At 71.5% G+C, this 16,908-nt stretch carries 17 protein-coding genes; 6 read left to right on the top strand and 11 right to left on the bottom strand.

Annotation, left to right across the window (positions count from 1 at the left end):
* Window positions 1-414: 414 nt before the first annotated feature.
* Complete coding sequence (locus OTB16_RS23120; protein ID WP_267722489.1) at window positions 415-1,056, bottom strand: DNA-3-methyladenine glycosylase; 642 nt, start codon at window positions 1,054-1,056, stop codon at window positions 415-417.
* A gap of 136 nt (window positions 1,057-1,192) precedes the next feature.
* Between OTB16_RS23120 and OTB16_RS23115 the strand changes: the two genes are divergently transcribed.
* The 3 genes from OTB16_RS23115 (at window position 1,193) to OTB16_RS23105 (ending at window position 3,222) form a co-directional block, all read left to right on the top strand.
* The gene (locus OTB16_RS23115; RefSeq protein WP_267722488.1) at window positions 1,193-1,975 is read left to right on the top strand and encodes a sporulation protein; all 783 of its coding nucleotides are present in this window, start codon (window positions 1,193-1,195) and stop codon (window positions 1,973-1,975) included.
* A 60-nt stretch (window positions 1,976-2,035) separates the two neighbouring features.
* Window positions 2,036-2,569 (top strand): YbhB/YbcL family Raf kinase inhibitor-like protein, encoded by a 534-nt coding sequence (locus tag OTB16_RS23110; RefSeq protein ID WP_267722487.1) that lies wholly within the window; start codon window positions 2,036-2,038, stop codon window positions 2,567-2,569.
* A gap of 149 nt (window positions 2,570-2,718) precedes the next feature.
* Window positions 2,719-3,222, top strand: coding sequence for an HNH endonuclease (locus OTB16_RS23105; RefSeq protein ID WP_267722486.1), 504 nt, complete (start codon window positions 2,719-2,721; stop codon window positions 3,220-3,222).
* Window positions 3,223-3,282: 60 nt separating this feature from the next.
* Here OTB16_RS23105 and OTB16_RS23100 read toward each other — a convergent pair whose 3' ends face one another.
* The 4 genes from OTB16_RS23100 to OTB16_RS23085 form a co-directional block, all read right to left on the bottom strand.
* Window positions 3,283-4,065 carry a sulfite exporter TauE/SafE family protein gene (locus tag OTB16_RS23100; protein WP_267722485.1) on the bottom strand — a complete coding sequence of 261 codons (783 nt, stop codon included), beginning with the start codon at window positions 4,063-4,065 and terminating at the stop codon, window positions 3,283-3,285.
* A gap of 208 nt (window positions 4,066-4,273) precedes the next feature.
* The gene (locus OTB16_RS23095) at window positions 4,274-5,251 is read right to left on the bottom strand and encodes an SPFH domain-containing protein (protein ID WP_267722483.1); all 978 of its coding nucleotides are present in this window, start codon (window positions 5,249-5,251) and stop codon (window positions 4,274-4,276) included.
* Window positions 5,252-5,405: 154 nt separating this feature from the next.
* Window positions 5,406-5,834, bottom strand: a complete 429-nt coding sequence (locus tag OTB16_RS23090) for an NfeD family protein (protein WP_267722482.1) — start codon at window positions 5,832-5,834, stop codon at window positions 5,406-5,408.
* A 108-nt stretch (window positions 5,835-5,942) separates the two neighbouring features.
* Window positions 5,943-6,737, bottom strand: a complete 795-nt coding sequence (locus tag OTB16_RS23085; RefSeq protein ID WP_267722480.1) for an ABC transporter ATP-binding protein — start codon at window positions 6,735-6,737, stop codon at window positions 5,943-5,945.
* Window positions 6,738-6,917: 180 nt separating this feature from the next.
* Between OTB16_RS23085 and OTB16_RS23080 the strand changes: the two genes are divergently transcribed.
* Window positions 6,918-7,691 (top strand): hypothetical protein, encoded by a 774-nt coding sequence (locus OTB16_RS23080; protein WP_267722478.1) that lies wholly within the window; start codon window positions 6,918-6,920, stop codon window positions 7,689-7,691.
* 355 nt (window positions 7,692-8,046) lie between these two features.
* Here OTB16_RS23080 and OTB16_RS23075 read toward each other — a convergent pair whose 3' ends face one another.
* The 3 genes from OTB16_RS23075 to OTB16_RS23065 form a co-directional block, all read right to left on the bottom strand.
* The gene (locus OTB16_RS23075) at window positions 8,047-8,292 is read right to left on the bottom strand and encodes a chaplin (protein ID WP_324290867.1); all 246 of its coding nucleotides are present in this window, start codon (window positions 8,290-8,292) and stop codon (window positions 8,047-8,049) included.
* Between the two features lie 150 nt (window positions 8,293-8,442).
* Window positions 8,443-9,093, bottom strand: a complete 651-nt coding sequence (locus tag OTB16_RS23070) for a response regulator (RefSeq protein WP_267722477.1) — start codon at window positions 9,091-9,093, stop codon at window positions 8,443-8,445.
* A complete protein-coding gene (locus OTB16_RS23065; protein WP_267722476.1) occupies window positions 9,086-10,273 on the bottom strand; it encodes a GAF domain-containing sensor histidine kinase in 1,188 nt (395 codons plus the stop codon). Before OTB16_RS23065 ends, OTB16_RS23070 begins: the two co-directional genes overlap by 8 nt.
* Window positions 10,274-10,771: 498 nt before the next feature.
* Here OTB16_RS23065 and OTB16_RS23060 point away from each other — a divergent pair, with 498 nt between their 5' ends.
* Window positions 10,772-11,440 carry a transglycosylase SLT domain-containing protein gene (locus OTB16_RS23060; protein ID WP_267722475.1) on the top strand — a complete coding sequence of 223 codons (669 nt, stop codon included), beginning with the start codon at window positions 10,772-10,774 and terminating at the stop codon, window positions 11,438-11,440.
* Window positions 11,441-11,586: 146 nt separating this feature from the next.
* Here the strand turns inward: OTB16_RS23060 and OTB16_RS23055 are convergent, their stop codons facing one another.
* On the bottom strand, window positions 11,587-14,163 hold the full coding sequence (locus OTB16_RS23055) for an ABC transporter ATP-binding protein/permease (protein WP_267722473.1): 2,577 nt from the start codon (window positions 14,161-14,163) through the stop codon (window positions 11,587-11,589).
* Between the two features lie 405 nt (window positions 14,164-14,568).
* On the opposite strand from OTB16_RS23055, the gene serB reads away from it, so the two are divergent.
* On the top strand, window positions 14,569-15,768 hold the full coding sequence (gene serB, locus OTB16_RS23050; protein ID WP_267722472.1) for a phosphoserine phosphatase SerB: 1,200 nt from the start codon (window positions 14,569-14,571) through the stop codon (window positions 15,766-15,768).
* Between the two features lie 105 nt (window positions 15,769-15,873).
* On the opposite strand, the gene OTB16_RS23045 is transcribed toward serB, so the two are convergent.
* Both OTB16_RS23045 and OTB16_RS23040 read right to left on the bottom strand, forming a co-directional pair.
* Window positions 15,874-16,395 carry a SixA phosphatase family protein gene (locus tag OTB16_RS23045; RefSeq protein ID WP_267722471.1) on the bottom strand — a complete coding sequence of 174 codons (522 nt, stop codon included), beginning with the start codon at window positions 16,393-16,395 and terminating at the stop codon, window positions 15,874-15,876.
* Between the two features lie 98 nt (window positions 16,396-16,493).
* The gene (locus tag OTB16_RS23040) at window positions 16,494-16,829 is read right to left on the bottom strand and encodes a hypothetical protein (RefSeq protein WP_267722513.1); all 336 of its coding nucleotides are present in this window, start codon (window positions 16,827-16,829) and stop codon (window positions 16,494-16,496) included.
* Between the last annotated feature and the right edge of the window lie 79 nt (window positions 16,830-16,908).

The following is a 16,908-nucleotide window of genomic DNA, read 5'->3' as shown; positions in this document are numbered from 1 at the left end:
TTGTACTCACCCTCTCGGGCTTTCCTCCGGGCTTTCGTTCTGTTCTTGCGTTTCCGACTCTATCAGACTCTTTCGGGCCCGATTCCCGGTCGAAGCGGGATTCGCTTTCCAGGTATTCGCTTTCGCGCTTTCCTTTCCGGCGATTCCGACTCTACCAGATCATTTCCATGTCGTTTCCGGCTTGGATTTGAATTCGGCGACCGTCGGAGAGGTCTTTGGCCTTTCGGCGCTCCACTACGTTAACGCTTTCCCTTCGCTGCTCATAATCGAGCTGCCGGCGTGGAATTCGGACATGCCGAATAGGACCCCGCCAGGGGTTCGTCGTAGGTAGTGGGTTGGCCGCTCCGGAGGTCTGCTGATGGCAGTGCCCCGTTCAAGCGGCTCGGGCAACGTTAGGCGTCCCGAGGGACCGAGTCAAGTTGAGCGGCGGCGTGGTGCGTGGGCACGGTACGGGCTGACCGTCGGGTCGTGGGTGATCCAGAAGCGGTACGGGTGGTGGGCGCCGGCGCCGCCCACTCCGGTGCGGGGGCCGCTGCTCGCCAGGTCGGGCGGGGTGGGGGTGCCCTCCAGGACGGAGAGCGGGGAATCGGGGCCGGTGCAGAGGTCGGTGCCGTCGAGGGTGCGGTCGATGGCCAGGGCCGTGGCCAGCCGGGCCGGCCCCCTGGCCAGTTCTCTCGGGGTTTTGGCGGAATGCCGACGTTTGGCCGCCAGGTCGGCTCCCTCCGTCACCTCCCCCGCGCGCAGGAGGACCCCACTCGCGTGTCCGGGCGGACCGCACACCAGGTTGAGGCTGAACCACATGCCGTAGATGAAATAGACGTACGCGTGTCCGGGTGGGCCGAACATCGATGCGTTGCGGGAGGTGGGGCCCCGGTAGGCGTGGGAGCCGGGGTCGGCTTCGCCCTCGTACGCCTCGACCTCCGTGATGCGCAGTTCGAGGGGACCCTCCGGGGTGTTGCGGACCAGGGTGCGGCCGAGGAGGTCCGGGGCCACGGTGAGGACCGGGCGGTCGAAGAAGGCCCGGGTCAGGGGCGTACGGTCGGGGCGCGCGCTCATCCGGCCGAGGGTAGTGGAACGGGCGCGCGTGCAACCGGGGCCTAGTGTTCCGCGTTGGTAGGGGTAGGCGCGGTGCCGTGGTGGCGTCGTCGCCGGGTCCTCAGGTCCTTAGATCTTTCATCAGGGGAGTTTGAACATGGGGTTCAAGAAGCTGTTCGCGAGCCTGGGTGCCGGCGGTGCGTCCGTGGACACGGTCATCACCGAGCCGAACGTCGTGCCGGGTGGCATCGTCCAGGGTGAGGTCCGGATCCAGGGCGGGTCCGTCGACCAGCAGATCGAGGGGCTGTCCGTCGGTCTCCAGGCGCGGGTCGAGGTGGAGGGCGGCGACCAGGAGTACAAGCAGGACGTCGTCTTCAACAAGCAGCGCCTCGGCGGTGCCTTCCAGGTCCAGGCCGGCGCGCTGCACGTGGTGCCGTTCGGGCTGGAGATCCCGTGGGAGACGCCGATCACCCACTTCGGGGGCCAGCACCTGCACGGGATGAACATCGGGGTCAGCACCGAGCTGGAGATCGCGCGCGCGGTCGACGCGGGTGACCTCGACGCGATCAACGTGCACCCGGTTCCGGCGCAGCAGGCGATCCTCGACGCCTTCCGCCAGCTCGGCTTCTCCTTCCGCGGCGCGGACATGGAGCGCGGGCACATCCGCGGGACGCGGCAGACGCTGCCCTTCTACCAGGAGATCGAGTTCGTGCCGCCGTCGCAGTACCGGGGGCTGAACCAGGTCGAGCTGACCTTCGTGTCCGACGGCCGCGAGATGGACGTCGTCCTGGAGATGGACAAGAAGCCGGGGCTGTTCAGCGAGGGCAGCGACACCTACCGCTGCTTCCAGGTGGGGCTGCACTCCTACCAGGAGACCGACTGGGCGGCGTACCTGAACCAGTGGATCGCCTCCGTCGGCTCCACGCGCAACTGGCTCTAGTCTCCTAAGTTCCTTCCAGGGCACGTGTCCGATCAGCCATCCCGACCAGGAGGGTCAGCAGTGAACGAGCAGAGCAGGGCGCCCCTGCCGCACGATTTCCATCCCGCGGTGCACGCCTTCACCGTGACGAGTACGGACCTGGCGCCCGGAGCGGACCTGGGTGAAGCCCAGGTCCTGTCGGGCGGGAACCTCTCCCCGCAGTTGCGGTGGGAGGGCTTCCCGGAGGGGACGAAGAGCTTCGCCGTGACGTGCTTCGACCCGGACGCGCCCACGGGCAGCGGGTTCTGGCACTGGGTGCTCTTCGACCTGCCGGTCTCCGTCACCGAGCTGCCGGCCGGGGCGGGCAGCGGAAAGTTCGAGGGGCTGCCCGCGGGAGCGGTGCACGTGCGCAACGACTACGGGACCGAGGACTTCGGCGGGGCGGCCCCGCCGGCCGGGGAGCGGCACCGGTACGTGTTCACCGTGTACGCGGTGGACCAGGAGGAGCTCGGCCCCGACGCGGACGCCTCCCCCGCCGTGGTCGGGTTCAATCTGCGCTTCCACACCCTGGGGCGGGCCCAGCTGATCGGCGAGTACGAGGCGCCCGCCGGCTGATCGTTCTCCGAGCGTTTGCCCGGTCCTGGTCTAAAGACGGCCAGGACCGGGCATTTTTATTGCGTTGTCCCGCGTGGCGCGCGCGGCCAGAGTGGTCGCGGGCCCTGCTGCCGGTGTGGTCGCGGGCCTGCACACGGGAGGTGGGCGAGATGCGGGACACGCTGGTGCTGAATGCGAGCTTCGAGCCGCTGTCGACGGTGACGTTGAACCGGGCGGTGGTTCTGGTGCTCCAGGACAAGGCCGTGGTCGAGCAGTCCCATCCCGAGCTGCGTGTGCGAGCTGCCACGATGGAGCTGCCGATGCCTCGGGTGATCAGGCTCTGCAGGTACGTACGGGTGCCCTTCCGAAGACATGCCCCCTGGTCACGGAGGGGGGTGCTGGTCCGGGACCAGCACCGGTGCGCGTACTGCGGGAAGCGCGCGACGACCGTGGACCACGTGCTCCCGCGGGCCCAGGGCGGTGGCGACACCTGGCTGAACACGGTGGCCTCCTGTGCCGAGGACAACCACCGCAAAGCGGCCCGGACTCCGGAGGAGGCGGGAATGCCCCTGCTCCGGAAGCCCTTCGTGCCGTCCCCGGCCGATGCCATGCTGCTCGCGCTGGGGGTGGCGGGGCGGGACGTCCTGCCGGAGTGGCTGGAGCGTTCCGCCTAGCCGCGGGCCCCGGGCCGCGCGTACTCGGCCGCGCTGGGCGACGTAACTTCGCTACGTCGCTCAGCGGACGAGCAGCTGGACGATCGCGAGGATCCCGACGGTGACGATGACCGCGCGCAGGGCGGTCGGCGGGAGGCGGCGGCCGACCTTGGCGCCGATCTGGCCGCCGATGGTGGAGCCGACCGCGATGAGCAGGACGGCCGTCCAGTCGAACTCGGCGACGAAGAGGAAGACGACGGCCGCGACGCCGTTGACCATGGCGGCGATGACGTTCTTCACGGCGTTGATCCGCTGGAGGTCGTCGCGGAGCAGCAGGCCCATGAGGCCGAGGTAGAGCACGCCCTGGGCGGCGCCGAAGTAGCCCCCGTATGCGCTGGAGAAGAGCATTCCGGTGAGCAGGGCGGGGCCGCCGTCGGGGTGGCCGGTGTCGCCTCCGGCGGCGTCCTGGCGGCGGCGCAGGGCCTTGGCGAGGCGGGGCTGGAGGATGACGAGCACGAGGGCGAGTCCGATGAGGACGGGCACGATCGTGTCGAAGGAGTCGGACGGCAGGGTGAGGAGCAGGACGGCTCCGGCGCATCCGCCGACGAGGGAGACCGCGCCGAGCCGCAGGATGCGGGCGCGCTGGCCCTGGAGCTCCTTGCGGTAGCCGATGGCTCCGCTGATGGAACCGGGGACCAGGCCGAGGGTGTTGGAGACGTTGGCGGTGACCGGCGGCAGGCCGGTGGCCAGCAGCACCGGGAAGGTGATCAGGGTGCCGGAGCCGACGATGGTGTTGATCGTGCCGGCGCCGATGCCGGCGGCGAAGACCGCGAGTGATTCCCAGATGGACACGGGAGGGGCCATCCCCTTTGCATGAGTGGGTCGCCTCCCCGCCGTGAAGGTCGAGGGGCCTCACCCGATCATGCAGGACGGCACGGGCCGTCCGGTGGGCCGGGGTCCACGGTCCGGGGGTCCGGGGGTCCGCGGTCCGGGGGTCTGCAGTCCGGGGGTCTGCAGTCCGGGGGTCTGCAGTCCGGGGGCCGCGGTCAGGTCCGTGCTTCAGGGGGCGCTGTCAGTCGATGGGGGGCTGTTCGCGGCGGTCCGGGGTGGCCTTGTCGCCCGGGTCACCGTTGCCCTTGCCCGAGTTCTGCGGGTTGAAGCCCGAACCGCCGCCCATGGGACCGAAGTTGCCCATGGCGCCGGAGAGGCCCTTGAGCGCGTCGCCGATCTCGCTGGGCACGATCCAGAGCTTGTTCGCGTCGCCCTCGGCGAGCTTGGGGAGCATCTGGAGGTACTGGTAGGCGAGGAGCTTCTGGTCGGCGTCACCGGCGTGGATGGACTCGAACACCGTACGGATCGCCTGTGCTTCGCCCTCGGCGCGCAGGGCGGCGGCCTTGGCGTCGCCCTCGGCGCGGAGGATGGAGGACTGCTTCTCGCCCTCGGCGCGCAGGATCTCGGACTGACGGACGCCCTCGGCCTGGAGGATCGCGGCTCGCTTGTCGCGGTCGGCGCGCATCTGCTTCTCCATCGAGTCCTGGATGGAGGTCGGCGGCTCGATGGCCTTGAGCTCGACGCGGTTGACGCGGATGCCCCACTTGCCGGTGGCCTCGTCGAGGACCCCGCGCAGCGCGGCGTTGATCTCCTCGCGGGAGGTGAGGGTCCGCTCCAGGTCCATGCCGCCGATGATGTTGCGGAGCGTGGTGACGGTGAGCTGCTCGATGGCCTGGATGTAGCTCGCCACCTCGTAGGTCGCGGCCCGGGCGTCGGTCACCTGGTAGTAGATGACGGTGTCGATGTTGACGACCAGGTTGTCCTGGGTGATGACCGGCTGCGGCGGGAAGGGGACGACCTGTTCGCGGAGGTCGATCCGGTTGCGGATCGAGTCGATGAACGGGACGACGATGTTCAGGCCCGCGTTGAGGGTGCGGGTGTAGCGGCCGAAGCGCTCGACGATGGCTGCGCTGGCCTGCGGGATCACCTGGATCGTCTTGACCAGTGCGATGAAGACCAGAACCACCAGAATGATCAGGACGATGATGATCGGTTGCATGCGGTTCCCCGTGCCCTTCCGGCTGTCTGTGCTGCCCCGTTGAGCGGAGTCTCGCAGACCCCGGGGCCGCGAGTCGGCTGGTTGCTGACATGACGGCTGCGTGACGGCTCACACTCCGTCCGCGCGACGGCTCCCAAGTCGCTTGCGGGACCGGTCACATGACGATCGCGGTCGCCCCGTCGATCTCCACGACGTCGACGGACTGGCCTGGTTCGAAGCTGCTGTCCGCGTCGAGGGTGCGGGCGGACCAGATCTCGCCGGCGAGCTTGATGCGGCCGCCGCTGCCGTCGACGCGTTCGAGGACGACGGCGCTCTTGCCTCTCAACGCGTCGATGCCGCTGCGGTGTTGGGGGCGTTGGTCGCGATGGCGGTTGGCGATCGGGCGGACGACGGCGATGAGCGCGACCGACACGATCACGAAGACCAGGACCTGCGCCACCACTCCCCCGCCGAGCGCCGCCGTGACGGCGGCCGCCACCGCGCCGATGGCGAACATGCCGAACTCCGGCATGGCGGTCAGGACGAGGGGGATGCCCAGTCCGACCGCGCCGATGAGCCACCACACCCACGCGTCGATGTCCACATGGTCATGGTAGGTCGGGTGGGCGCGGTCGGGACAGGGTGCGGGGCGGTTCGGTCCGCCCGGCCCCGTCCCGCCCCGTCCGGGGTGTCGGTGTTCCGTGTTTCCGGGCTAGCGGAGGGGCAGGCCCTGGGCCGTCCAGCGGTCGTTGCCGTTGCGCTCGACGACCAGGGGGAGGCCGAAGCAGAGCGAGAGGTTGCGCGGGGTGAGTTCGAGGTCGATCGGACCCGCCGCGACGACCTTGCCCTGGCGGATCATCAGGACGTGGGTGAAGCCGGGGGCGATCTCCTCGACGTGGTGCGTGACCATGACCATGGAGGGCGCGAGCGGGTCGCGGGCGAGGCGCCCGAGACGGCGTACGAGGTCCTCGCGGCCGCCGAGGTCCAGGCCGGCGGCGGGCTCGTCGAGGAGCAGCAGCTCGGGGTCGGTCATCAGGGCGCGGGCGATCAGCGTGCGCTTGCGTTCGCCCTCGGAGAGGGTGCCGAACTTCCGGTCGAGGTATCCGGTCATGCCGAGGCGGTCGAGGAAGGCACGGGCGCGCTGCTCGTCGATGTCCTCGTACTGCTCCTGCCAGGTCGCCGTCATGCCGTACGCGGCGGTGAGGACGGTCTCCAGGACGGTCTGCCCCCTGGGCAGCTTGTCGGCCATCGCGATACCGGCGATGCCGATGCGGGGGCGCAGCTCGAAGACGTCAACCTTGCCGAGGGTGCTGCCGAGGATGGTGGCGGCGCCCTTGGTGGGGAAGAGGTAGCTGGAGGCGAGGTTCAGCAGGGTGGTCTTGCCGGCGCCGTTGGGGCCGAGGATCACCCAGCGCTCCCCCTCCTTCACCGACCAGGAGACCTGGTCCACCAGAGCCCGGCCCTCGCGGACCACGGATACGTCCACCAGCTCCAGAACATCGCTCATGAGCGTGTTGTCACCCCTTGCAGTCACGGTTCTCTGTGCGCCGGCAGGCGCAGCCCCAGGGGAAAACCTACGCCACTCGGAGAGGGGTCCGGGGCCGGGGCCGGGTCCGGGTCCGGAACGGGTTGGGGCCGGGGGCCGGGTTCGGGGTCGGGCCCGGGGTGGGGTCCGTAGAGTTGGGGGATGCTTTTCGAACCACGTTCAGGGCGGCTGGCCGCCTGGGGGAACGCTTTGCTGGCAGGTCTGGTCTCGCCCGACGAGGCCGTGTCGTCGATCGTGGGCGAGGACGCCGTGCACCGGGTGGAGGGCCTGCCGGGGGAACCCGGTCCGGTGGGGCTCACGCTGGCGCTCGGCCGGATGCGGGCGCTGGGGGTGACCGGGCTGCGGGTGGCGCTGCCGGCGCCGGGGCATCCGCTGGGGCTGAGCGGCCCTCCGGAGTTCAACGCGCGGGCGCTCGACGCCGAGGAGGCGGTGGTCGCGGTGGGCGCGGCCCTGGGGCTGGTGCCGGAGGTCTTCGAGGCGGGCCCGGCCGGGGACGTGCACGTGTCGGTGACCTGGCACTGCCTGCCGGTACGGGAGGCCCCGCCGGCGGACGTCCCGTCGCTGGGCGAGGCGGAGCGGGAGCTGGCGGAGGCGCTGCGCGAGGCGACGGTGCTGCTGACCCGGCTCGACGTGGCGGGGTCGGGGCCGGTGGCCGACGCGGCGCTGTCGGCGTACCGGGCGCGGGCGGAGGCCGGTCGGGAGGTCCTGGCGCCGGGGTACCCGCCGCGGGCGGTGCGGGTGCTGTCGCTGGCGCAGCGGGTGGACCTGCTGGTGTCGCTGGCGTACGAGCACGGGCCGGGGGGCGCGGTGGCCGCCTCGGAGATGGCGGCGCGGTCGGAGGCGCTGCGGCCGGTGGAGCGGGTGGCCCGGCGGGCGCTGGTGGCGGCGTACAACGCGGCGGTGGAGCAGCACTGACCCTCCGGGCCGGGTCCGCGGTCGGGTACGGGTACGGGTACGAGGACGGCCGCGCGTAGGCATCCGGCGGTACGCCGTCCGGCTCCGGGCCGGGTACGCGGTCGGGTACGGGTACGGGCAGACCTTCGGCGGGTACGCGGTCCGGCTCCGGGGCGGCGGGGAGGGCTCCTGCGCGGGGCGGGTGCGGCCTCGGGGTTCGGTTCGGCCGGTGGGCCGGGGGCGGCCGCTCCGGCACGGAAGCGGGACGGCCCCGCTTCCCGGGGAGAGGTGGGGAAGCGGGGCCGTCGGCGCGGTTCTCGGGGTCCGGCCGCGCGGAGCGGTGCGAGGACCGCGCCGGACCGCCGGTCGCGGTGCGTCAGGCGTTGACGCCCGTGTTGCCGAAGGCTCCGTTCAGCAGGCCGATCACGTTGACCGTGTTGCCCACCGCGTTCACGGGGACGTGCACGGGGACCTGGAGCAGGTTCCCGGAGGCCACGCCGGGCGAGTTCAGGGCCTCGCCCTCCGCCGACGCACCGCCGTGCGCCGCGGAGACACCGGCGCCGGCGGCGAGGAGGCCGCCCGCGATCATGGTGACGGCTGCGGCCTTCTTGAAGTTCTTCACGTTTCTCTTCCTCCGTACGTCCGCCACGACCAGCCGTCGCGGCATGCCATGGAGAACGGCCGCCCGGCCCCGGGGATACGCCATGTGGGCTACATACACCCGACCGTATGAATCTCCGATGGTCTGCCCGACGCCTCCGGCCGGGCCCCCTCAGTCGGTGAGGCCGTGCCTGACCGCCCACAACGCGGCCTGGGTGCGGTCGGCGACATCCAGCTTCATCAGGATGTTCGAGACGTGCGTCTTGACGGTCTTCTCCGACAGGACGAGGGCCCGCGCTATCTCGCGGTTCGAACGGCCGTCCGCGATGTGCGCGAGGACCTCCCGCTCCCGGTCGGTCAGCGAGCCCCCGCGGCCCGACGGGGGGCCCTGGTCGTCCTGGGCGAGCAGCGCCTCCGCCACCTCCGGCTGGAGGAGTACGTGTCCGGCGTGGACGGAGCGGATGGCTCCGGCCAGGGCGTCGGGATCGATGTCCTTGTAGACGTACCCAGCAGCGCCGGCCCGCAGGGCGGGTACCACGGTGCGCTGCTCCGTGAAGCTGGTGACGATCAGCACCCGTGCGGGGTTCGCCGCCCCGCGCAGTCCGCGCAGGGCCTCGATGCCGTCGGTGCCCGGCATCTTGATGTCCATGAGGATCACGTCCGGGCGCAGCTCCTCGGCGCGGGCCAGGCCCTCTTCGCCGTCGGAGGCCTCGCCGACGACCTCGATGTCGTCCTGGACCTCCAGGAAGGTGCGCAGGCCCCGCCGGACCACCTGGTGGTCGTCGACCAGCAGGACGCGGATTCGGCCGGGGGTGTCAGCCACCGGGGACCTCCATCTCGATCGTGGTGCCCTTGCCGGGCGCCGCGTGCACGTCGAGCCGGCCGCCGACACCTCCCGCGCGGTCACGCATGGAGACCAGGCCCAGGTGGCGGCCCGCGCTGCGGACCGTGAGGGGGTCGAAGCCGCGGCCTGCGTCGGTGACGCTGAGGACCGCTCCACCGCCGGGAGTGCGGGCCAGTGCGACCTCGACGCGGTCCGCGCCCGAGTGCCGCAGGGCGTTGTGCAGGGCCTCCTGGGCGACGCGCAGGAGCGCTTCCTCCTGGGTCGCGGGGAGGGCCCGTACGCCGTCACAGGTGAAGGTGACGTGCGCGGCGTGCGCGCGGTCGAGCACGTGCACGTGGGTGCGCAGGGTCGCGACGAGACCGTCCTCGTCCAGGGCGGCCGGGCGCAGCTCGGTCACGGCGGCCCGCAGTTCGTCGGCGGCCTCCGCCGCCAGCACGGCCACCTGCTGCAGCTCGCCCTTGGCCCGGGCCGGGTCGCGGTCCACGAGGGCCGCCGCGGCCTGGGCGGTGAGCCGGAGGGAGAAGAGCTTCTGGCTGACGGCGTCGTGCAGCTCGTGGGCGAGGCGGGAGCGTTCCTCGGCGATGGTGAGCTCGCGGCTGCGTTCGTAGAGCCGGGCGTTGGTGAGGGCGATCGCCGCGTGCTGGGCGAGGAGGGAGAGGAGCTCCTCGTCCTCGTCGGTGAAGCCGGTGGCGTGGGCGCCGCGGGTCCCGCCGGTGCCGCCGCCCGGGGCGCCCCGCTTGTTCGCGAGGAAGAGGGCGCCGAGGGTCTCCTCGCCGTCGCGGACGGGCAGGCCGAGGAAGTCGGACATGTCGGGGTGGGCGGGCGGCCAGCCGCCGAAGCGCGGGTCCTCGCGTACGTCGGTCAGCCGCTCGGGGCCGTCCTGGTGGAGCATCGCGGCGAGGATGCCGTGCTGGCGGGGCAGCGGGCCGATCTCGCGCCACTGCTCCTCGCTGATGCCGTCCACGACGAACTGGGCGAAGCCGCCGTGGTCGTCGGGGACGCCCAGGGCCGCGTACTCGGCGTCCAGGAGTTCGCGGGCCGAGGCGACGATCGTGCGCAGGACGTCGCGGACCTCCAGCGTGCGGCTCATGGCGAGGAGTGCGGTGCTCACGGCCGCGAGGCCGCTGCGGGGTCCGCCGTACCCGGGACTGGCTGTCATGGCCTCACCGTACTCGCGGCTCTGACCTGCGGGATCGGGCGTTGGACCGAGGGGTGGGGGCCGGTCGGCCTACTGCTGGGGGCGGGGGGCGGCCGGGTCCGGCTCTGTCTTGGGGATGACGGTCGGGGGCGCAGACGTGGTCCTCAGGTCGCATGCGCGTGACCCTTCGCGTTGCTTCCGCAACGTTGGGTCAGATTGTTACGTGCCCGATGTGAGCCCGCACATAGGACGCAGGTCACTTACGAAGCTCCCTAGTGGATGCGTAAAGGTCCTGTGAGCACGGGCGCGCGTAGCTCCGATGCGGCAGAGCGGGGCGAGGCGGCGCCCCCTGATCCACTAAGCGGGATCGTACGTCACACCTTTGCCAGGCGATTTTGCCGCCGCTAAGAATTGCTCCCGTCGCACAGCGCCGCAGATCCCGGATCAGCGCGGCGCTTTCCTGCGGCCCCGCCCTCAGACTGCCCGGGGGTGGCCCCCCGTCGAAGAGGTTGCCCCGCCATGTCTGCTTCCAGCACTCCCGGTCACAGTCGTCTGACGAAGGCACACAAGCTGTCCATCTCCGGTGTCGCCACGCTCGGTGCCGCCGCGCTCGCCTTCTCCCTCGTCCCGGCCGGTGCCGCTGAGACCGAGACCGCCATCTCCGCCGCCCCCGTCGCCTGGACCCAGGTCGTCGACGGCGCCCAGACGAAGGCTGTACAGCAGAACCTCTCCGTCCAGCAGGTCGTCGCGGCCAAGGCGGCGTCGGACGCGGCGGCGAAGGCCAAGGCCAAGGCCGCGGCGGACGCCAAGAAGGACCGCGGGCAGAAGACGGCCGCGAGCCGCTCCGCGACCCGCACCCCGGTCTTCGCGAACAACCTCGACGGCTGGATCAAGGAATCCCTCTTCATCATGAAGCGCGAGGGCATTCCGGGTTCCTACCACGGCATTCACCGCAACGTGATGCGCGAGTCCAGCGGCAACCCGCTGGCGATCAACAACTGGGACATCAACGCCCGCAACGGCATCCCGTCGAAGGGCCTGCTCCAGGTCATCGCCCCGACCTTCAAGGCGTACCACGTCAAGGGCACCAAGTTCGACCAGTACGACCCGGTCGCGAACATCGTCGCCGCCTGCAACTACGCGGCCGACCGCTACGGCTCGATGGACAACGTCAACAGCGCCTACTAGGCCTGGCACGGTCCGTCGGCCCGCCCGACCCCCCATGCGCCTCAGGGCGGCCCCCGGAGTACCGGGTGCCGCCCTGAGGCGTTCGTGCGTGCGTACGGGGTGGGCTGCGGGGCTGTAGGGGGCTGTGCGGCTGTGGGGGCCGGGGCCTACTTGCCCGCGCGCATCACCTCGGGCTCGTGGCGGCGCAGCAGCCGCTGCACCGCGAAGCCGCAGGCGATGCCGATGAGCAGCAGGACGGTGATGTTCAGGCTCCACTGGCCGACCGTCGCGTCCCAGAGGGGGTCGGTGTTGGTCGGGTTCTCGGCGTCCCACGGCGGCATGAGCACGCCGAGGTTCAGGGTGGTGCCGGCGGCGGCGATCGCCCAGCGGGACGGCATGAGCCAGGCGAACTGCTCCAGGCCCGGGGAGTCGTAGAGCTGGAAGAGGATGCCGGTGAAGACGACCTGGACGATCGCGAACATGACCAGCAGGGGCATGGTCTTCTCGGAGGTCTTCACCAGCGAGGAGATCACCAGGCCGAACATCATCGAGGTGAAGCCGAGCGCGATGACCGACAGGCAGATCTCCAACGCCGGCGGCATGAGCAGGCCCTCGGCGGGCAGGTCGCGCGGGAAGAAGCCGATGCCGCAGATGATCACGCCCTGGACAGCCGTGATGACGCCGAGGACGATCACCTTCGACATGAGGTACGCCGACCGGGACAGGCCGGTCGCGCGCTCGCGCTCGTAGATCACCCGTTCCTTGATCAGTTCGCGGACCGAGTTGGCGGCGCCGGAGAAGCACATGCCGACCGCGAGGATCAGCATGATCGTGCCGGCGTCGCCGTTGAAGCGGGACGGTGCCACGGGCGGCGCGAGGCCGAACTTCGCGGGAATGACCGTGGAGACCACGCCCAGGACCGCCGGCAGGATCAGCATCAGGCCGATGAAGCCCTTGTCGGAGGCGATCACCGAGACGTAGCGGCGCATCAGCGTGAGGAGCTGGGAGCCCCAGCCCTGCGGCTTCGGCGGGCGCATCTGCTGGGCCGGCGGCATCGCGACCGACTGCGGGGCGACCGCGTCGATGTCGGCGGCGTACAGCTGGTAGTGCTGCGAGCTCTTCCAGCGCTCGGCCCAGTCGTACTCGCGGTAGTTCTCGAAGGCGGAGAAGACGTCGGCCCACGTGGTGTAGCCGAAGAAGTTCAGCGCCTCGTCCGGCGGGCCGAAGTACGCGACCGAGCCGCCCGGCGCCATGACCAGCAGCTTGTCGCAGATGGCGAGCTCGGCGACGGAGTGGGTGACGACGAGGACCGTGCGGCCGTCGTCGGCGAGGCCGCGCAGCAGCTGCATGACGTCGCGGTCCATGCCCGGGTCGAGGCCGGAGGTCGGCTCGTCCAGGAAGATCAGCGACGGCTTGGTGAGCAGCTCCAGGGCCACGGACACGCGCTTGCGCTGACCGCCCGAGAGCGCGGTGATCTTCTTGTCCTTGTGGATGTCGAGCTTGAGCTCGCGCAGCACCTCGTCGACGCGGGCGGCACGCTCGGACTCGGCGGTGTCGCCGGGGAAGCGGAGCTTGGCGGCGTACTTGAGGGCCGTACGGACGCGCAGCTCCTTGTGCAGGATGTCGTCCTGCGGGACCAGGCCGATGCGCTGGCGGAGCTCCGCGAACTGCTTGTACAGGTTGCGGTTGTCGTAGAGGACGTCGCCCTGGTTGGCGGGCCGGTAGCCGGTCAGCGCCTTGAGCAGCGTCGACTTGCCGGAGCCGGAGGGGCCGATGACGCCGATCAGGGACTTCTCCGGGACGCCGAAGGTGACGTCCTTGAGGATCTGCTTGCCGCCGTCGACGGTGACCGTGAGGTGACGGGCCGAGAAGGAGACCTCGCCGGTGTCGACGAACTCCTCGAGGCGGTCGCCGACGATCCGGAACGTCGAGTGGCCGACGCCGACGATGTCGTTCGGGCCGAGCAGGGCGGTGCCGGACTTGGCCACCGGCTGGCCGTTGACGTAGGTGCCGTTGTGGCTGCCCAGGTCGTGGATCTCGAAGCGGCCGCCCGGCATCGAGCGGAACTCGGCGTGGTGGCGGGAGACCTGGAGGTCGGAGACCACCAGTTCGTTCTCCAGGGCGCGGCCGATCCGCATGACGTGGCCCAGCGAGAGCTGGTGGAACGTCGTGGGGCTGCGGTCGGCGTAGCCGGGCGCCCCGCCCTGCGCCGGCCGGGACGCGGCCGGGCCGCCGCCCTGCTGGTGCGGGAGGTGCGGCTGCGGCTGCTGCGGTTGCTGCTGCGGTACCTGGTGCTGTGGTGCGTGCTGCTGCGGCGCGTACTGCTGGTGCTGCTGCGGCGCGTGCTGCTGTTCCCAGGCCTGCTGCTGGGGCTGCTGCTGCGGTGCCTGGTACGCCGGGGCGTGAGCCTGGGCCTGCTGGGCCGGCTGCGCCGGCTGCGCCGCCGGGGCGGCGGCGCCGACCGGGTTCAGCCGCGGGCCGTCGGTGGCGTTGCCGAGGTGGACCGGCGTACCGGGCACGAGCTCGGCCTGCTGGACCCGGGCCCCGCGCACGTAGGTGCCGTTGGTGCTGCCGTGGTCCTCGATGCCCCAACCGCGGCCGTTCCAGCTGATGGTGGCGTGACGCCACGACACCCGGGCGTCGTCGATCACCACATCTCCCTGGGGGTCGCGCCCCAGCGAGTACGACCTGGACGGATCGAGCGTCCAGGTCCTTCCGTTCAGTTCCAGTACGAGTTCCGGCACTCCAGCCCCACTTAAGTCCCCCGAGAATCCCCCATGACGTCAGGGAGTCTAGGTATGGCGAACATCCGGGGGAACTATTTCAGGCCCACGGCCACATGTGGAATCGGGGCCGAGCCGGGGCGTCCGCGTCCACGCGACGACGGGGGCGAAAGCACCCGGAGCATGAGATACGGGACGTCTCGCCAGGACGCCGCCCCGTCCCGGGGCGGACGGCGAGACGTCAGGGCACGTACGCGGACCCGGCCGGGTCCCGCGACCGCGTCGGCGGCGGCACCGGCACCGGGGCCGGGGGCCGCCTCCCCCGGCGCGGCCCCCGGGGGAGGCGGCCGCCATCGGCCGCCGCCGCGTTCAGGGAGTGGGACGGGGGTCCTGTCACCGGCCCCGGGAAGATACGGTGAGGTCACCATGAGCGCATCGCAGACCTCCGACGTCCCCACCCTCCTCGTCAAGATCTTCGGCAAGGACCGTCCCGGGATCACCGCCGGGCTGTTCGACACCCTCGCCGCCTACTCCGTCGACGTCGTCGACATCGAGCAGGTCGTCACCCGCGGCCGCATCGTCCTGTGCGCCCTCGTCACCAAGCCCGTCGGCGCCACCGAGGGCGACCTGCGGGCCACCGTCCACAGCTGGGCCGAATCGCTCAAGCTCCAGGCCGAGATTCTCTCCGGTACCGGCGACAACCGGCCGCGCGGCAGCGGCCGTTCCCACGTCACCGTGCTCGGGCACCCGCTCACCGCCGAGTCCACGGCGCAGATCGCCGCCCGGATCACGGCCACCGGCGGCAACATCGACCGCATCTTCCGGCTCGCCAAGTACCCGGTGACGGCAGTGGAGTTCGCCGTCTCCGGCACCGAGACCGAGCCGCTGCGCACCGCGCTGGCCACCGCCGCCTCGCACATCGGCGTGGACGTGGCCGTGGTCTCGGCCGGGCTGCACCGCCGGGCCCAGCGCCTCGTCGTCATGGACGTGGACTCGACGCTGATCCAGGACGAGGTCATCGAGCTCTTCGCCGCGCACGCCGGCTGCGAGGCCGAGGTCGCGGAGGTCACCGAGCGGGCCATGCGCGGTGAACTGGACTTCGAGCAGTCGCTGCACGCCCGCGTGGCGCTGCTCGCGGGGCTGGACGCCTCTGTCGTGGACAAGGTCCGCGCCGAGGTGCAGCTGACGCCGGGCGCCCGGACCCTGATCCGGACCCTCAAGCGGCTCGGCTACCAGGTCGGCGTGGTCTCCGGCGGGTTCACCCAGGTCACGGACGACCTGCGGGAGCGGCTCGGACTGGACTTCGCCGCCGCCAACACCCTGGAGATCGTCGACGGGAAGCTGACCGGGCGGGTGACCGGCGAGATCGTGGACCGGGCCGGCAAGGCGCGGCTGCTGCGCAGGTTCGCCGCCGAGGCCGACGTGCCGCTGTCCCAGACGGTGGCCATCGGCGACGGCGCCAATGACCTGGACATGCTGAACGCGGCCGGGCTGGGCGTGGCCTTCAATGCCAAGCCGGTGGTCCGCGAGGCCGCCCACACCGCGGTGAACGTGCCCTTCCTCGACGCCGTGCTGTACCTGCTCGGGATCACCCGCGAGGAGATCGAGGCCGCCGACCTGGCGTGACCCGGGGCGCCGGTCCGGGCCCGGAACCCCGTACGACGTGACGTGAAGGGCCCCGGCGGGCAGCGTGCCCGCCGGGGCCCTTCGCGTCGGGCGGCCGGAGCCCGGTCAGTGGTCCTTGGGGGTCCAGAAGTCGAGGAGCGTGCCCGCGCCGTGCTCCAGGGTCTTCCACGAGCCGGTGAAGGAGACGACGGCGAGCGCCGCGGTGGGGAACCCCGTACGGCTCATTCGCGCCAGGGCGTGGCCTTCCGCGCGCCCGGAGAGGGCGTCGGCGAGGGCGTGCATGCCGGGGTTGTGGCCGATGACGAGGAGGTCGGTGACGTCGTCGGAGGTCTCGTTCAGGAGGGCGATGAGCTCGCCCAGCGACGCGTCGTACAGCCGCTCCTCGTACGAGGTCTTCGGCCGGTGGGGCATCTCCTGGACGGCGAGCTTCCAGGTCTCGCGGGTGCGGGCGGCGGTGGAGCAGAGGGCCAGGTCGAAGGCGATGCCGGTTTCGGCGAGCTTCAGACCGACGGCCGGCGCGTCCTTGCGGCCTCGTTCCGCCAGCGGGCGATCGTGGTCGGACACCTGGGGCCAGTCGGCCTTGGCGTGCCGGAGGAGGGCGATCCTGCGGGGTGTGTCGGCGCTCATGACTCCCAGCTTCGCATGAAACGAGCCACGGGGCGCAGGCTGTTGGGAGGCTCGTCGGCCGGCGCGGGGCGCGTCCCGGCACGTAAGGGCGCGCGGGGTCAGCCGACGGCGCGCAGGAGCTGTTCCGCGACCTGGACCAGGCCCGGGCCGCCGCCGTCCGGGGTGGCCGCCCGGGCTTCGCCGGATCCGGCGAGGAGCAGCAGGAGGAGGCCGAAGGCGAGTGCGGGCAGGGCCAGGGCCCACCAGTGCAGGCGGGCGTCGGCGCCCCCGCGGGCACGGGCGCCGAGGGGGCGGCCGGTGAGAGGGCGGCCGGTGAGAGGGCGGCCGATGTCAGCGCGCCCGGTCTCGGCCCCGTCCGGGCGGATGCCGTGGGCGAAGGGCGCGGCGGAGCGGGGGCGGGTCGGGAGGGACCGGGTGGGCGTGGGGGCCGACATGGCCGCCTCCGTGGGTGTGCGGTCGGAACGGGCTCGCTGGCTTCGAATCTATGGATTCGAAGGTGCGCTTCCCATCCGG

It is taken from the genome of Streptomyces antarcticus (assembly GCF_026627255.1).
GTDB lineage: Bacteria > Actinomycetota > Actinomycetes > Streptomycetales > Streptomycetaceae > Streptomyces > Streptomyces antarcticus.
This window is presented reverse-complemented; position numbering and strand designations above follow the sequence as displayed.

What these genes read in the sequence shown, in the direction of transcription:
- OTB16_RS23085 (WP_267722480.1), bottom strand. Translation starts at nt 6,737, where the DNA reads ATGAGCGATGTTCTGGAGCTGGTGGACGTATCCGTGGTCCGCGAGGGC.
- OTB16_RS23080 (WP_267722478.1), top strand. Translation starts at nt 6,918, where the DNA reads ATGCTTTTCGAACCACGTTCAGGGCGGCTGGCCGCCTGGGGGAACGCT.
- OTB16_RS23105 (WP_267722486.1), top strand. Translation starts at nt 2,719, where the DNA reads ATGCGGGACACGCTGGTGCTGAATGCGAGCTTCGAGCCGCTGTCGACG.
- serB (WP_267722472.1), top strand. Translation starts at nt 14,569, where the DNA reads ATGAGCGCATCGCAGACCTCCGACGTCCCCACCCTCCTCGTCAAGATC.
- OTB16_RS23060 (WP_267722475.1), top strand. Translation starts at nt 10,772, where the DNA reads ATGTCTGCTTCCAGCACTCCCGGTCACAGTCGTCTGACGAAGGCACAC.
- OTB16_RS23065 (WP_267722476.1), bottom strand. Translation starts at nt 10,273, where the DNA reads ATGACAGCCAGTCCCGGGTACGGCGGACCCCGCAGCGGCCTCGCGGCC.
- OTB16_RS23115 (WP_267722488.1), top strand. Translation starts at nt 1,193, where the DNA reads ATGGGGTTCAAGAAGCTGTTCGCGAGCCTGGGTGCCGGCGGTGCGTCC.
- OTB16_RS23045 (WP_267722471.1), bottom strand. Translation starts at nt 16,395, where the DNA reads ATGAGCGCCGACACACCCCGCAGGATCGCCCTCCTCCGGCACGCCAAG.
- OTB16_RS23100 (WP_267722485.1), bottom strand. Translation starts at nt 4,065, where the DNA reads ATGGCCCCTCCCGTGTCCATCTGGGAATCACTCGCGGTCTTCGCCGCC.
- OTB16_RS23040 (WP_267722513.1), bottom strand. Translation starts at nt 16,829, where the DNA reads ATGTCGGCCCCCACGCCCACCCGGTCCCTCCCGACCCGCCCCCGCTCC.
- OTB16_RS23120 (WP_267722489.1), bottom strand. Translation starts at nt 1,056, where the DNA reads ATGAGCGCGCGCCCCGACCGTACGCCCCTGACCCGGGCCTTCTTCGAC.
- OTB16_RS23095 (WP_267722483.1), bottom strand. Translation starts at nt 5,251, where the DNA reads ATGCAACCGATCATCATCGTCCTGATCATTCTGGTGGTTCTGGTCTTC.